This window comes from Serratia proteamaculans (assembly GCF_004684015.1).
Taxonomy (GTDB): Bacteria; Pseudomonadota; Gammaproteobacteria; order Enterobacterales; family Enterobacteriaceae; genus Serratia; species Serratia proteamaculans_F.
The window spans coordinates 69,950-83,821 of record NZ_SRIA01000023.1 but is presented as its reverse complement, the minus strand read 5'-3'; the positions used below and the strand labels follow the sequence as shown (position 1 = coordinate 83,821).

The following is a 13,872-nucleotide window of genomic DNA, read 5'->3' as shown; positions in this document are numbered from 1 at the left end:
AATGCCGGATTGGTAAACCAAATCCGGCATTTTTTTATCCGCTGTGGGGCATCTGGCCCTGGAACAGGGGATTAATAATAGGAGTGCTCGCCGCGCTGGTGCTCGGTCAAATCGCGCACGCCTTTCAGTTCAGGGAACTTCTGCAGCAGCTCTTTCTCGATGCCTTCCTTCAGGGTCACATCGACCATGGAACACCCGTTACAGCCGCCACCAAACTGCAGGATCGCCAGGCTGTCATCAGTGATTTCCATCAACGTCACACGGCCGCCGTGGCCTGCCAACTGTGGGTTGATCTGTGACTGCAGAACGTATTCAACGCGCTCCATCAGCGGTGCGTTGTCGTCCACTTTGCGCATTTTGGCGTTTGGCGCTTTCAGCGTCAGCTGCGAGCCCAATTGGTCGGTGACGAAGTCAATTTCGGCATCGTCCAGATAAGGCTTGCTCAGTTCGTCGATATAGGCGGACAGCTTTTCGAACTTAAGTTCGGTGTCTGTCGCTTCAACCGCGTCCGGCGGGCAATAAGAGACACCACATTCGGCCGTAGGCGTACCCGGGTTGATCACGAATACGCGGATTTGGGTGCCTTCCTCTTGATTTGCCAGCAGTTTGGCAAAGTGTTCCTGTGCAGTATCTGTTATACGAATCATGGCATTAGCTCGTTAGTTCAAATAGTTGACTTCTATACTAGGTTATAATACGCCCATTGCCGTGGCACTACAACGTGCGGCAAACGCACCAGATCTGTATTGATGCCACACCCTGCCGCTGCAACAACCTGGCAATTTCCGCCACCGTACTGCCTGTCGTTACCACATCGTCCAACAGCGCGACGTGTCGGCCCTCGAGGGACTCATGGCAACGAAATGCTCCGCGCAGATTACGCCGCCGCATGCGGGCCGGCAACCCTTGTTGCGGAGCGGTTTTGCGTACCCGGCTCAGGGCAGCGGGGCGGTAGTCGCAGCCCAGCCAGTAAGCCAGTGGCCGTGCCAGCAGGCTGCTCTGGTTATAACCCCGTCGCCAGCAACGTTTTGCCTGCAAGGGTACCGCTAAAATCACATCGGGTCTGTTCAAATGCTGCTCTCGATGCGCCCGCTGCCAGTTTAGCAAAATTAGCCGTGCCAGCAGCGGTGCCAGTTCCGGCGTATGCTGAAATTTGAATTTTTTGATTAGCTGACGCAATGGGGACTGATAATCGCTGACAAACACCAATGCCTGCCAGGGGGGCGGTTGCTGCAGACAGCGGCCACAGGGCAAAACGGTATCGCCGGCGGGCAGGCCGCAGCGGGGGCAACATAAGGGTTTGGCTGGCAGGTGGCGCAGGCAATAGCTGCAGATGCCATGATGGCTGAGGCGTAATGGCTGTCGGCATAGCCAACAGCGGCTGTAGATTGATAGCATAGCCGTCCTCCCTGACGGATGAGAATGAAAGGACAATAACCGATGACAGCGTTGTACTGGCAAACAATAGGTGAAGGCGATCGCGATCTTGTGCTGCTGCACGGCTGGGGGCTGAACGCGGAAGTATGGAGTTGCATGCTTGAGCGGCTGACGCCGCATTTTCGCCTGCATCTGGTCGATTTGCCGGGCTATGGCCGCAGCCAGGGGTTTGCTGCCATGTCGCTCGAGCAAATGGCGGAAATTGTGTTGGACGCCGCGCCGGCGCAGGCCTGGTGGTTGGGTTGGTCACTTGGTGGGCTGGTGGCCAGCCAGATTGCGTTGATGCAGCCGCGACGGGTACATGGGGTGATCACCGTGGCTTCTTCGCCATGCTTTGCGGCACAGGATGACTGGCCGGGGATCCGCCCGGAGGTGCTGAGCGGTTTTCAGCATCAGCTGAGTCAGGATTTCCAGCGTACCGTAGAGCGTTTTCTGGCATTACAGACGCTGGGAACGGAAAGCGCACGACAGGACGCCCGCCTGCTGAAATCGGTGGTGCTTAACCAGCCAACGCCGAGCGTTGAAGTCCTGAACGGCGGTCTTGAAATATTGCGGACTGCCGACCTCCGCCAGCCGTTGGCGCAGCTGTCGCTGCCCTTGTTGCGGGTTTACGGTTATCTGGACGGATTAGTGCCGCGTAAGGTCGCCCAATTGCTCGACGTCAGTTGGCCAGACTCACCGTCAATCATCATTGCGAAAGCAGCCCACGCGCCATTTATTTCTCAGCCTGATGAATTCGCTGAAATTATCTGCACCTTTGTGGCCGAAAGTGGGATCCGCCGCGAAAACGCACAATAAAGCGTTAAAAAAATAGCCGCTTAGTGGATAAAAAATAAACCTGTCCGATACTTAGGGGGGTAACCGCGTTGGCTGGGAAATGAAAAAACCGTTGATGGTTTTTTTACTTTGGCGTTTCGTCTCTGGGAAAACGGCTCTCGTCAGGGAAAGCAACGAGGTCAGAAGATGTCACGGCAGCCGGTGTTATGACGCATTTACCCTGGACAGTTTTCATAATAAATAAATTATCCATTGAGAGGTATTGTAATGAAATCTTTGAAAATGATTATTGCCGCGTTAGTTGTAGGTTCAGTGTCTTTCAGCACCATGGCAGCTACCCTGCTGACCAAGGAAGATCTGGACAAGAATCCGGGTAAATACGAGAAAGTGGGGACAGTAACCACTACCGCACAAACCACGTCGCCAATGGACGCAAAAGATGAGCTGTCCAAACTGGCTGATGAAAAAGGCGGCCAATATTACGTTATTCTGGCAGGTCGTGAACACGGTAAGTTCAGCGCTATTGCTGACGTGTATAAAGACAAGAAATAACGACTGATTAAACAGGGGCGCGCCTGTGCCGCGCCCCGATCCTTCCTTACGACTTCAAACGATAAACCACCGTACTGCATCCCTGGCCCTCAGGGCAGCTTTTGCAACTGCCGCTCAGGCAGGCGCTGTTATCCTGCTCGATCCGTTCCACTTTCCCCATCGCGATTAAACGCTCCAGCATGGCCTGCACTAACGGCAGCGGGGCCGCCAACTGACGGCTGAGCTGAAGCGCCTGCACGTCGCCGTGCAGTGCTATGGCATCGCGGATCTGCAGCAGACCGGCCATCAGTGACAGTTGCCCTTGGCACCCTGACAGCAGGCTGCGGGTGTGGCGTTGCCCAGACGCACCGTTACCCGACTGCGGGCCCGACGCAGACCGAGCAGGATCAACAGATTGAAAATGACCACGATGGCGATTGCCGTCAGGCTGTACTGCGGGTGCTGGCTGAAGGTGGCGACCTGATAAAACAGCGTGGCCAACGAGTAAGCGACATTCAGCCCCCAGAGAATGGAGAAGGTCATCCAGCCACGGCTGGATTCTCGGGCGATAGCCCCCATGACCGAGACGCAGGGGACGTATAGCAACACGAAAATCAGGTAGCTGTAGGCGGAGACTCCTGAACCGAATTTACTGCTCATTACGCCCATCGAACCGACGTCCATTTCCCCGTCACCTTTACTGGCCTCAATCGGGTTGGACAGCACGCTCAGGCTGAAGGTGTCTTTCAATCCCTGCCAGGTGGTATCCAGGGCACCGCCCAGTTCGTCCAGCAGATTAAAGTTGGCGGCATCAAACTCGGTGTTGTTGATGTGTTCGGCGGTGTACAGCGTGTTCAGCGTACCGACTACCACTTCTTTCGCCATGGCCCCGGTGACCAGGCCGACGGTGGCCTGCCAGTTATCATTGTGCACGCCCATTGGCTGCAGCAGCGGTGTCAGCACTTTGGACACCGATGCCAGAGCGGAGTCATTGATGTTATCCACCGGCTTGCCGCTGAACGAAAAGCTGTTCAGGCCGCCAATGAAGATGCTGGCAATCACGATCACTTTACCGGCACGCAGGACGAAGCCTTTCAGCCGCTGCCAGGTTTGCAGCAGCAGGCTTTTCAGGTGCGGCACGTGGTAGACCGGCAGCTCCATGACGAAGGGGGAGGCTTCGCCGCGCATGATGGTGTACTTCAGCACCAGCCCGGTGAGGATTGCCACCACAATGCCGAGCATATACAGGGAGAACACCACGCCTGCTCCATCCTGGCCGAAGAAGGCGGCGGCAAAGACGGCGAAGATTGCCAGCCGGGCACCGCAGGACATGAAGGGCGCCATCATGATGGTAATCAGGCGTTCGCGCTGGGCATCCAGCGTGCGTGCGCCCATGATGGAGGGCACGTTGCAGCCGAAGCCGACAATCAGCGGCACGAAAGATTTACCCGGCAGGCCGAGCGCCTGCATCAGGCGATCCATCACGAAGGCTGCTCGCGCCATGTAGCCGGAGTCTTCAAGGAATGACAGGAACAGATACATCATGCCGATTTGTGGCACCAGCGGCAGCACGGTGTTGATACCGCCACCGACCCCTTGCGCCAGGAAAATGGTCAGCCATTCCGGGAAGTGCAGGTTATAGCCCACCCATTGAATGCCCTGGATAAAGATGGCCGCTGAACCAATATCAAAAATCGGCTGCAGTGCGCCGCCGATGTTGATCGCCAGCAGGAACATCAGATACATCACCAGCAGGAAAATCGGTACCCCCAGCCAGCGATTGAGGATCACTTTATCCAATGCTTCGGTCAGGCGGTTTGGCATCGCCTGCTGCGAATTACTGACGGCGTCACACAGGGTGGCGATTGACTGATAACGCGCATCGGCGATCACCAGGGCTGGGTCTTCCTGTTGCTGCTGTCGCAGCGCCTCTTTGGCTGCCGGTAGCAGGGCCGCTGCCGGGCCGGCCAGGGTATGGCTGTAGATATCGCCTTCCAGCATCTGCAGTGCCAGCCAGCGACGCTGTTCGCTCGGCAGGCTTTGCGGCATCGCGTCGCTCAGCGTGGTCATTTCCTTCAGCAGCACCGGCGGGTAGAGCACCAGCGCTTTCAATTCGTTGAATTGATGATTGTCGATCATCTGCTTTAGCACGCCAATACCGTCGGCCTTGGTGGACACCAGCGGTACCACCGGGCAGCCGAGGCGTGCGGACAGTGCGGCGATATCAATATCAATTTTCTGGCTTCTGGCGATATCCAGCATGTTCAGCGCAACGATGCAGGGTATGCCCAGTTCCAACAACTGCAGCGTCAGGTACAGATTGCGCTCCAGATTGGAAGCGTCGACCACGTTGATCAGCAGATCGGCGTCGCCGCTCAGGATGTAGTGGCAGGCGATCTGTTCATCGAGTGAGGTTTGCTCCGAGATGGTGGTCAGGGAGTAGGTACCGGGTAAATCGACCAGTTTGACCTGGGATTGCGGCGTGGTGAACAGGCCTTCTTTACGCTCTACCGTCACCCCCGCCCAGTTGCCGACCCGCTGGCGCGCGCCGGTAAGCTGATTAAACAGCGTCGTTTTGCCGGAATTAGGATTTCCTATTAAGCCAATAGTGAGTTTTTTCATAATTTTGCGTGATATCAGTCAAGGGAAATTGGGCCAGGCAAAGTGCGTGGCCAAGGCAAGGCGGCTCAGCGTCAGGATTGGCCGTCGAGCAGGATCAGGGCCAGATCTTTCCTGCGCAGCACCAGACTGACGCGGCGGGTTTTAATTTCTATGGGATCGCCCAGCGGCGCTACGCGCACCACTTCAAATGATGAACCCGGCAGCATGCCGAGTGATAAAAGTTTCTGGCGATAGGCTGGGCCGATTTCATTGGCGAAGCCGGCAATCTTATACGACCGTTTAGGCAGAAGATGCATGTAACCTTCCCTGAGCCCAGCTTAGTGGGCTGATGATGATAAAAAACCTTCCCCAGGCAGCGCCGCGGAAAATATGGCGGGCCACCGACGTTTTCGATCCATGAAGTAATGCAGTGAACACGCAAAATAATAATAGTGAGAATCATTATCGTATTCAATACAAAAAAAAGGGGTATTGGTAACTAAAGGTTGTGGCATTCACATTTAACGATCGGGATAGCCTGACGGGACTATTTTTATCACCCGGCCAGGCCGGGTGCAAATGAGAATGGCGAGTTAAATCAGTTGCGTGATTGTAGTAACTTTTTCCAGGTTGAAAAAATTAGCGACAAATTCGACAGCTATGATCCGGCAGCGTCACGATTGGTCTTTATTTGGCAACATTTCATCGGCTGAATACGAGCGGTAACTATTTGTGTTTCTCTGAGAAATACTCAAATGAGAACCTGATGTTAATAACGGTGTTAATCGATGGCGATGCAGCGCTATTTTCAGTCCTGAAACAGCGGGGCATTATGGCCGTCGGCAAGATTGGAGAAAAATGCAGGTTTATTGAGGCGGGTCAAAAAATCGCGGGGATGTTTTATTGGGAAAGGGCGGAATTCACTCCGCCCTGTGTACCCAGGCATTACTGCTGGTTAGGATTTTTTGCCGAATGCCGCTGCCAGCGCATCACCCATGGCGCTGTTACCCGCCGAGGTGTTGTTATTGCCGCCGCGCGGTTTGCCCTTATTAGCTGGAGCCCGGTTGGCGTTGTCTCTGGCCGGGGTAGCGTTACCGCCGCGGCGTGGTGAACCTTCACCCGGTTGCTCGTCCAGACGCATACTCAGCGCGATGCGTTTGCGCTGCAGGTCAACTTCCATCACCTTCACTTTGACGATATCGCCGGCTTTCACCACGGTGTGCGGATCTTCGACAAACTTGTCCGCCAACGAGGAGATATGTACCAGCCCATCCTGATGCACGCCGATATCGACAAAGGCCCCGAAGTTGGTGACGTTGGTCACCGAACCTTCCAGGATCATCCCTGGTTGCAGGTCATTGAGAGTTTCAACGCCCTCGGCAAAGGTGGCGGTTTTGAATTCCGGACGCGGATCGCGGCCCGGTTTCTCCAGCTCCTTCAGGATATCGGTCACCGTTGGCACACCGAACTTGTCGTCGGTGAAATCGCTGGCCTTCAGGCTGCGTACGGTTGCCGGGTTACCCATCAGATCCTGCAGAGCCTGGCGGGTGGCGGCCAGAATGCGTTCGACCACCGGGTAGGTTTCCGGGTGAACGGTCGAAGCGTCCAGCGGGTTGTCGCCGTGGTTAATACGCAGGAAGCCAGCGCACTGTTCAAAGGCTTTTGGCCCCAGGCGGCTGACTTTCAACAGCTGGTCACGGTTGCTGAAACGGCCGTTCTCGTCACGCCAGGTGACGATGTTCTGCGCCATCATGCGCGTCAGGCCGGCCACGCGGGTCAGCAGCGGCACCGATGCGGTGTTCAGATCGACCCCAACGGCGTTTACGCAGTCTTCAACCACCGAATCCAGCTTTTTCGCCAGTTGGCTTTGGCTGACGTCGTGCTGGTACTGACCGACACCGATAGATTTCGGATCGATTTTTACCAGTTCGGCCAGCGGATCCTGCAGGCGGCGGGCGATGGAGACAGCGCCACGCAGCGAGACGTCGAGGTTAGGGAATTCCAGCGCCGCCAGTTCAGAGGCGGAATACACCGAGGCACCAGCTTCGCTGACGATCACCTTCTGCGCTTTGACTTCACCGAACTGCTGTTGCAACTCGAGGTAAAAACGCTCGGTCTCACGCGACGCGGTACCGTTGCCGATGGCGACCAGTTCCACTTTATGTTTGATGCACAGTGCTGCAACGATAGCTGCGGCTTTGGCGGCCTGGCCGGTATGCGGATAGACGGTATCGGTGGCGACCAGCTTGCCGGTGGCATCCACCACCGCCACTTTCACCCCGGTGCGCAGGCCAGGATCCAGTCCCATGGTTGCACGCATGCCGGCCGGTGCGGCCATCAGCAGATCGTGCATGTTACGAGCGAATACGTTGATTGCTTCGTCTTCCGCACGCTCACGCAGGGTACTCATCAGTTCGGTTTCCAGATGCAGCAGCACCTTGATACGCCAGGTCCAGTTGACCACCGCTTTGCGCCAGGCATCTGCCGGGGCGTTATTCAGGTGCAAGTCGAGATGGCTGATGATGATCTGCTCCGCCTGGCTTTCGCGCGGGGCTTCTTCAAACTGCGGGTCGGCGTTCAGCGCCAGTTGCAGCACGCCTTCGTTGCGGCCACGGAACATCGCCAGCGCACGGTGTGAAGGCACCTGGGCGATAGGTTCATGGTGGTCGAAGTAGTCACGGAATTTCGCGCCGGCTTCTTCTTTGCCTTCCACCACTTTGGAGACCAGATGCGCGTGCTTCCACAGGTAGTTACGTACCTTGGCCAGCAGCGTAGCGTCTTCGGCGAAACGCTCCATCAGGATGTAACGCGCGCCGTCGAGAGCGGCTTTCACGTCCGCCACGCCCTTGTCGGCGTCAACGTAGCCTTCGGCCAGCTGTTCAGGTTGTTGCTGAGGATCCTGCCACAGGCTGTCCGCCAGCGGCTCCAGACCGGCTTCAATCGCGATCTGCCCACGGGTGCGGCGCTTGGGTTTGTACGGCAGGTAGAGGTCTTCGAGTTCGGTTTTGCTTTGCGTGGCGGTGATCGCTTCCGCCAGCTGTTCGGTCAGTTTGCCCTGCTCGTCGATCGATTTAAGGATGGTCTGACGGCGGTCTTCCAGTTCACGCAGATAACCCAGGCGGGTTTCCAGCTGGCGCAGTTGGGTATCGTCCAAACCCCCGGTGACTTCCTTACGATAGCGTGCAATAAAGGGCACGGTATTACCTTCATCCAGCAGACGGATGGCGGAGTCAACTTGCTCCGGCCGGGCCTGCAGTTCTGTTGCAATAATGCGGCTCAGTGGGTCATTCATAGGTCTGGTATCTGTTGAGAATGGTTAGTAAACAGGGGGACAGTTATACGGATTGCGCGCGGAAAATGCCAGTGAAGCGGGCCGCCTCTCGGCAGCCATGACGCGCAAAGCGGCCTGTAGCACGGCGGCGGGCGGCCGCTCGGAAAAAACTGAAATCTTATTTAACGTACTCGATCTCATTCACATACCACAGCGCATCGCCTGCCGGGGTGTTGACGGTGGCGGCATCTCCCACTTCTTTTTTCAGCAGGGCGCGGGCCATCGGTGAATCGATGGAGATATAGTCGCGGCGGCCAAAAATCTCGTCATAGCCGACAATGCGAAAGCGTTTGATCTCGCCATCTTCGTTTTCCACCACCACCCAGGCCCCGAAGAACACTTTGCCTTCCTGCTGCGGTGAGTGGTCGACGACTTTCAACTGTTCGAGGCACTTGGTCAGGTAACGCACCCGCCGATCGATTTCCCGCAGCCGTTTTTTGTTGTACTGATAGTCGGCATTTTCACTTCTGTCGCCGAGACTGGCCGCCCAGGTCACTTTCTTGGTGACCTCTGGCCGATCTTCACGCCAGAGGTAGTCCAGCTCTTGTTTCAGTTTTTCGTACCCTTCGCGGGTGATAAGCGGTGTTCTCATACAACCTTGTTACCCTGGCAATAGTGGAACCTATAGCGCGAAGTGTACGACAGATACGGGGCCAGAGGCATCGAAAATAGGGCCAATCAGGGGACGCTGTCGGCGATCGTGACCGACATCGCACCGATGCGCTCGATACTGACGTCGATGCGGTCGCCTGCCTGTATCGCACCGACGCCTGACGGCGTGCCGGTATAAATTACGTCCCCCGGCCACAGGGTAAACATCGCCGAGGCATAGGCGATCAGGCGTTGTACGTTATAAATCAGATGGCGGGTGTTGGACTGCTGCCTGAGCTGGCCGTTGACCCGAATGCTGAGATCCAGTGTGTTCGGGTCGCCGATTTCGTCGGGGGTGACAATCCACGGGCCCAATACCGAAAAGTTATCGGCCGATTTACGGAAAGAGGGAAATTCCGAGCCGCGTACGGTCATGTCTATGCCGATAGCGTAGCCGAACACCACCTCCAGCGCCCGCTCGACAGGCAGGTTGCGGGCGCGTTGACCAATGATCACCGCCAGTTCGACCTCTGGATCGGTACGTCGCCCGGGGATTGGCAGGGGTATGACTTCGTTCGGCCCGCACAGCGAGCTGTTGGCTTTAAGAAACAGGCCGTATTCGCTGATATCGGTATAGACCTTGCCATGGTTGATTTCCTGGTCGGCATTGGCTTCGGCGATGTGATCGCGGTAATTAATTGGCGCGGCGACAATTTTACCTGGATTGGCCACCGGTGCGTTCAGGGCTACCTGCTCCAGCGGGTAGCTTTTCAGCCGTTCCCAGTTTGCGCCCAGTGCCTGCGCAATGAAGGGGAAGTGGCTGATCATCCAGTCGGCGGGCGGCGCGGGCCAATGGGCGGGAGGGAGGTCGTGAAACATCGGCGTGATGTCGTACACCCGTTGTTGCCGGATGATCCCTATCCGGTCGTGATTGAAGCGGCAGATCTTCATGATATAGGCCCTCTAAAAGCAAAAATGTGATGGTGTTGGCCGCTGAATGGGCCGATTAAACGGGAGTATCAGCCCTCAGGCGTGATTTCATGCCGCCAGATCCCCAGTTTTTCCAGTACCGGGCGATCGGAAAAACTAAAGCAGACCGTATCGCCGTCAGGTGCCGACAACTGATAGCTGAGCCACGAAGGCAGCGCAAAGATGTCTTTCGGTTTTAGCCGGAAGTGAATCCCCCCGGTTAACCGAACTTCCAGTTCTCCCTCCATCACCACCAGCACCTGGCTGGCATTGCCACGCTGATAGAGGCTGGTAAACCCTTTGGGCAGCAGCGTGATGACGGTACCGAGGGTAGGGATGGCCCAATCGCCGTTGGCCGGGTTGATATAGCGCAGGCTGATGGCGCTGGCTGGGTCGATCTCGCTATGGCGTTGTAATTGTTCCAGCGCTTCACGGGTGCGTAGATACGGGTAGTTAAATATCGGCGAGGGCTGGCTCTGCCCCGTTGGGCGATACTCCAGCGGTATCAGGCCGGCACCGTAGCGGGCCAGGGCATCGCCCTCCGGGCGCGGCTCCAGCGTTTGGCCTGCGGGCAGGCGATCTTGCCGAAACCCGGCCTTGAGAAAGTGCAGCAGCGGGGCATCCAGGCCATCGAGCCAGAATATCGGCTTATCGGTGTCATTTTGGTGCTGGTGCCAACGCCATGAAGGGGTAATGATAAAATCCCCCGGATGCAGCGTAGTCTTTTCGCCGTCCACCGTGGTGTTACCGCCGTCGGCTTCCAGAATAAAGCGCAGGGCGGTGGGGGTGTGGCGATGTAAGGGGGCAATTTCACCCGGCAGCACCATTTGCATCCCGGCATACAGCGTGTCGGTGATGCGTGATGAGCCCGGTGGCAGCGACGGATTTTCCATCACCAGCACGCGACGTTCGGCTCGTACGATGTCGATCTTTGAGCCGATATCCAGCAGCGCGTCTTTGACCTCAGCGTAATGCCATTGATAAGGCGTAGCCTGAGGTTCCGGCTGATTGGGGACCAGGCCATGCAGTGACTCCCATAGCGGGAACAGGTGTTTCTTTTGCAGTTGCTGAATATCGATATTCATTTAGTCATTCCCCTGCGGGTCGATAACCCCCACATTTTGATAGACGTGTTTGTATTCCATAAAGCTGTCCAGCGAGGCGATACCGTTCAAACGCCCGAGGCCGCTCTGTTTGTACCCACCCTCTTCGAACTCATCGTGAATTTGTGCCCAGTCGTTAATCCACACGCTGCCGGCCTGAATTTCCCGCGCGACCCGATGCGGGCGGTTGGCATCCATCGACCAGATACTGGCGGCCAGCCCGTAGTCGCTATGATTGGCAGAGGCGATCGCTTGCGCTTCGTCGTCAAAGGCCTCCAGCGTGAGCACCGGCCCGAAAACCTCCTGCTGCACAATGTCCATATCGCTGTTGGGTACTTCCAGCAGAGTAGGTCGGTAGAACGCGCCTTTGGCCAATGGGCCTTCCACGACCGGCCCGCCGCGAACCACGGCCCTGGCACCCTGGGCCAGCGCGGCAGTGACCATGGCATCGACCCGCAGGACGCTTTGTTGGTCGATCAACGGCCCCAACTCAACGCCCGGCTCCAGCGACGGCCCGACTTTTACCGCTTCCAGCAAGGCGGCCATGCGGGCTTTAACCTGCGGATAGATCGTGCGCTGCACCAGTAAACGGCTGCCGGTAACGCAGAATTGACCGCTGAAGGTGGTGAGTGAACGCACAATCATCGGCAAGGCGCGATCCAGGTCGGCGTCTTCGAACAGCAGGTGCGGCGTTTTCCCTCCCAACTCCAGTGAGATGCGTTTGACCCGCTGCATGGCGTTGGCCGCCAATGTGCGTCCGGTACGGGTGCTGCCGGTAAAACTGATGCCTGGGACTGCCGGGCTGCTGACCAGTAACATGGCGCCTTCGCTGCCGCTTTCGGTGAACAGGTTCACCACCCCCTGCGGCAGACTGTCGACTTCGGCCAGAATGCGGGCGAAGGCTGCGTTAACCTGAGCGGTCTGAGCCGGAAGTTTGATCACGACGGTATTGCCTGCGGCCAATGCCGGGGCCAGCGATCTGATGGTAAGAATGGCCGGTGAATTCCACGGAGTGATCACCCCGACCACGCCCAGCGGCTCGTACAATACCCGGGATAAGGCGCCAGGCTGGATCTCCATGGCACGCCCATAAGTGGTCAGGGCCAGTGCGGCGGCGTAGCGCAGTTTGCTGGGAATGAACTGAACCTCAAAGCGGGCTTCGCTCAGCGGTTTACCGTTGTCTTGCGCCAGGATCTGGGCCAGGGTTTCCGCATGTTGTTCAAATCGATCGGCCATTTGATTCAGGCAGCGGGCCCGCAGCTGTCGGTCACGGCTCCATGCCGGCACAAATGCGCGTTGGGCGGCGGCAATCGCCATCGCGGCTTCCTCGGTGCCGCCGTCGGCAAATTCCCCCAGTTCGGAGCCGTCCGTCGGGCTGATACTGATGCCCTGTTTGGTCGAATCCTGCCACTGGCCATCGATCCAGTGCAGTGCTTTTGGCCTGGCTGAGTGGGTCTGATCACCTGTCTGCATAACTGCTCCTGTGATGCATTTTTGTTAATGAAATGAAAATTCTTATGTACTGAGAGAATATCTGCTGCCTACAATCAATCAATCGAATGTGATTTATTGGGCAAATAAGAAAAATGAATTTGAAGAACGTCGATTTGAATTTATTGGTGGTGTTTGACGCTATCTTTCGCCAGCGCAGTGTCGGTCTGGCGGGGCAGGTGCTGGGCATCAGCCAGCCGGCGGTGAGTCATGCGCTGGCTCGTCTGCGGCAGCTGTTTGACGACCCGATGTTTGTGCGGATTAATAACGAAATGTGCCCGACGGACCGGGCCAGCGAACTGATGCCGTCCGTCGAACGGGTGCTGTCGATGATCCGCGATGATGTTTTGCAACCGGTGGGATTTGATCCTGCGGCTAGCCGCAGAACGCTGACGCTCTGTATGCCGGACATCGGCGAACAGTATTTTTTACCTCCCCTGATTAACCACCTGGCTAAGGTGGCCCCAGGGATGGCGGTGGTCAGCCATGAGCTGGCCCCGGCGCAATTGGAAGAGGCTCTGGAAAGCGGACGGGTCGATCTGGCTATCGGTTATTTTCCCGACCTGCGTCGCGCCGTTTTTTATCAGCAGCGGTTATTTTACAGTGGGTTCTGCTGCGCGGTGCGTCAGGGCCATCCGCAGATTGGCAAATCGCTGTCTCTGCCGCAGTTTTTGCAGGCTGAACACGTAATCGCTCGTTTGCGTATTCGCAGCCAGGAAATTGCCGAACAGGCGATGAGGGAGCAGGGGATTGTGCGCAACGTCAAACTGCAGACCAGCCATTTTCTGAGCCTGACCCATATCATTGCCCAAACGGACCTGCTCGCCACGGTGACCTATGAGGCGGCGCAGTTACTGCAGGCCGCGGGCAAGGTGCATATTTACCCGGTGCCTTTCTCAATACCTCAGTTCCCGGTGATGCAGTATTGGCATGAGCGCGCTCATCATGATCGCGGTAATCAATGGCTGCGGGGCGAAATTCGTGGGTTATTCCAACGCGATGACGACAATAGTGGCGATGAATGCCCGGGAGAACATTAGG

Annotated in this window: 13 protein-coding genes; 3 read left to right on the top strand and 10 right to left on the bottom strand. The window is 56.9% G+C overall.

Translation table 11 applies throughout. The annotated features are described in order from the left end of the window. Positions 1–71 precede the first annotated feature (71 nt). Both nfuA and gntX read right to left on the bottom strand, forming a co-directional pair. A complete protein-coding gene (gene nfuA, locus E5C26_RS23310; RefSeq protein ID WP_012147309.1) occupies positions 72–647 on the bottom strand; it encodes a Fe-S biogenesis protein NfuA in 576 nt (191 codons plus the stop codon). Positions 648–714: 67 nt separating this feature from the next. Beyond that, positions 715–1,398 carry a DNA utilization protein GntX gene (gene gntX / locus E5C26_RS23305; RefSeq protein WP_135318378.1) on the bottom strand — a complete coding sequence of 228 codons (684 nt, stop codon included), beginning with the start codon at positions 1,396–1,398 and terminating at the stop codon, positions 715–717. Between the two features lie 42 nt (positions 1,399–1,440). On the opposite strand from gntX, the gene bioH reads away from it, so the two are divergent. Then, the gene (bioH, locus tag E5C26_RS23300; RefSeq protein ID WP_135318377.1) at positions 1,441–2,235 is read left to right on the top strand and encodes a pimeloyl-ACP methyl ester esterase BioH; all 795 of its coding nucleotides are present in this window, start codon (positions 1,441–1,443) and stop codon (positions 2,233–2,235) included. A gap of 246 nt (positions 2,236–2,481) precedes the next feature. Continuing rightward, positions 2,482–2,766, top strand: a complete 285-nt coding sequence (locus E5C26_RS23295; protein WP_135318376.1) for a YdgH/BhsA/McbA-like domain containing protein — start codon at positions 2,482–2,484, stop codon at positions 2,764–2,766. 46 nt (positions 2,767–2,812) lie between these two features. On the opposite strand, the gene E5C26_RS23290 is transcribed toward E5C26_RS23295, so the two are convergent. The 8 genes from E5C26_RS23290 to E5C26_RS23255 all read right to left on the bottom strand — a co-directional run bounded on the left by E5C26_RS23290 (position 2,813) and on the right by E5C26_RS23255 (position 12,813). Continuing rightward, positions 2,813–3,052 (bottom strand): FeoC-like transcriptional regulator, encoded by a 240-nt coding sequence (locus E5C26_RS23290; RefSeq protein WP_135318375.1) that lies wholly within the window; start codon positions 3,050–3,052, stop codon positions 2,813–2,815. Next, positions 3,052–5,367, bottom strand: coding sequence for a Fe(2+) transporter permease subunit FeoB (feoB, locus tag E5C26_RS23285; protein ID WP_135318374.1), 2,316 nt, complete (start codon positions 5,365–5,367; stop codon positions 3,052–3,054). Before feoB ends, E5C26_RS23290 begins: the two co-directional genes overlap by 1 nt. Before the next feature lie 71 nt (positions 5,368–5,438). After that, positions 5,439–5,663, bottom strand: a complete 225-nt coding sequence (feoA, locus tag E5C26_RS23280) for a ferrous iron transporter A (RefSeq protein WP_037426593.1) — start codon at positions 5,661–5,663, stop codon at positions 5,439–5,441. Between the two features lie 638 nt (positions 5,664–6,301). Continuing rightward, entirely contained in the window at positions 6,302–8,638 is a 2,337-nt protein-coding gene (locus tag E5C26_RS23275; RefSeq protein WP_135318373.1) for a Tex family protein, read from the bottom strand. Positions 8,639–8,795: 157 nt separating this feature from the next. Next, positions 8,796–9,269, bottom strand: a complete 474-nt coding sequence (gene greB, locus E5C26_RS23270; RefSeq protein WP_135318372.1) for a transcription elongation factor GreB — start codon at positions 9,267–9,269, stop codon at positions 8,796–8,798. Between the two features lie 86 nt (positions 9,270–9,355). Next, positions 9,356–10,219 (bottom strand): fumarylacetoacetate hydrolase family protein, encoded by an 864-nt coding sequence (locus E5C26_RS23265; protein ID WP_135318371.1) that lies wholly within the window; start codon positions 10,217–10,219, stop codon positions 9,356–9,358. A gap of 68 nt (positions 10,220–10,287) precedes the next feature. After that, a complete protein-coding gene (locus E5C26_RS23260; protein ID WP_135318370.1) occupies positions 10,288–11,322 on the bottom strand; it encodes a cupin domain-containing protein in 1,035 nt (344 codons plus the stop codon). Beyond that, complete coding sequence (locus tag E5C26_RS23255; protein WP_135318369.1) at positions 11,323–12,813, bottom strand: aldehyde dehydrogenase family protein; 1,491 nt, start codon at positions 12,811–12,813, stop codon at positions 11,323–11,325. Positions 12,814–12,926: 113 nt separating this feature from the next. On the opposite strand from E5C26_RS23255, the gene E5C26_RS23250 reads away from it, so the two are divergent. Next, positions 12,927–13,871, top strand: coding sequence for a LysR family transcriptional regulator (locus tag E5C26_RS23250; RefSeq protein WP_135318368.1), 945 nt, complete (start codon positions 12,927–12,929; stop codon positions 13,869–13,871). The last annotated feature ends 1 nt before the right edge of the window (position 13,872 follow it).

Coding starts and splice junctions, on each gene's coding strand:
- nfuA (WP_012147309.1), bottom strand. CDS start 647: ATGATTCGTATAACAGATACTGCACAGGAACACTTTGCCAAACTGCTG.
- gntX (WP_135318378.1), bottom strand. CDS start 1,398: ATGCTATCAATCTACAGCCGCTGTTGGCTATGCCGACAGCCATTACGC.
- bioH (WP_135318377.1), top strand. CDS start 1,441: ATGACAGCGTTGTACTGGCAAACAATAGGTGAAGGCGATCGCGATCTT.
- E5C26_RS23295 (WP_135318376.1), top strand. CDS start 2,482: ATGAAATCTTTGAAAATGATTATTGCCGCGTTAGTTGTAGGTTCAGTG.
- E5C26_RS23290 (WP_135318375.1), bottom strand. CDS start 3,052: ATGGCCGGTCTGCTGCAGATCCGCGATGCCATAGCACTGCACGGCGAC.
- feoB (WP_135318374.1), bottom strand. CDS start 5,367: ATGAAAAAACTCACTATTGGCTTAATAGGAAATCCTAATTCCGGCAAA.
- feoA (WP_037426593.1), bottom strand. CDS start 5,663: ATGCATCTTCTGCCTAAACGGTCGTATAAGATTGCCGGCTTCGCCAAT.
- E5C26_RS23275 (WP_135318373.1), bottom strand. CDS start 8,638: ATGAATGACCCACTGAGCCGCATTATTGCAACAGAACTGCAGGCCCGG.
- greB (WP_135318372.1), bottom strand. CDS start 9,269: ATGAGAACACCGCTTATCACCCGCGAAGGGTACGAAAAACTGAAACAA.
- E5C26_RS23265 (WP_135318371.1), bottom strand. CDS start 10,219: ATGAAGATCTGCCGCTTCAATCACGACCGGATAGGGATCATCCGGCAA.
- E5C26_RS23260 (WP_135318370.1), bottom strand. CDS start 11,322: ATGAATATCGATATTCAGCAACTGCAAAAGAAACACCTGTTCCCGCTA.
- E5C26_RS23255 (WP_135318369.1), bottom strand. CDS start 12,813: ATGCAGACAGGTGATCAGACCCACTCAGCCAGGCCAAAAGCACTGCAC.
- E5C26_RS23250 (WP_135318368.1), top strand. CDS start 12,927: ATGAATTTGAAGAACGTCGATTTGAATTTATTGGTGGTGTTTGACGCT.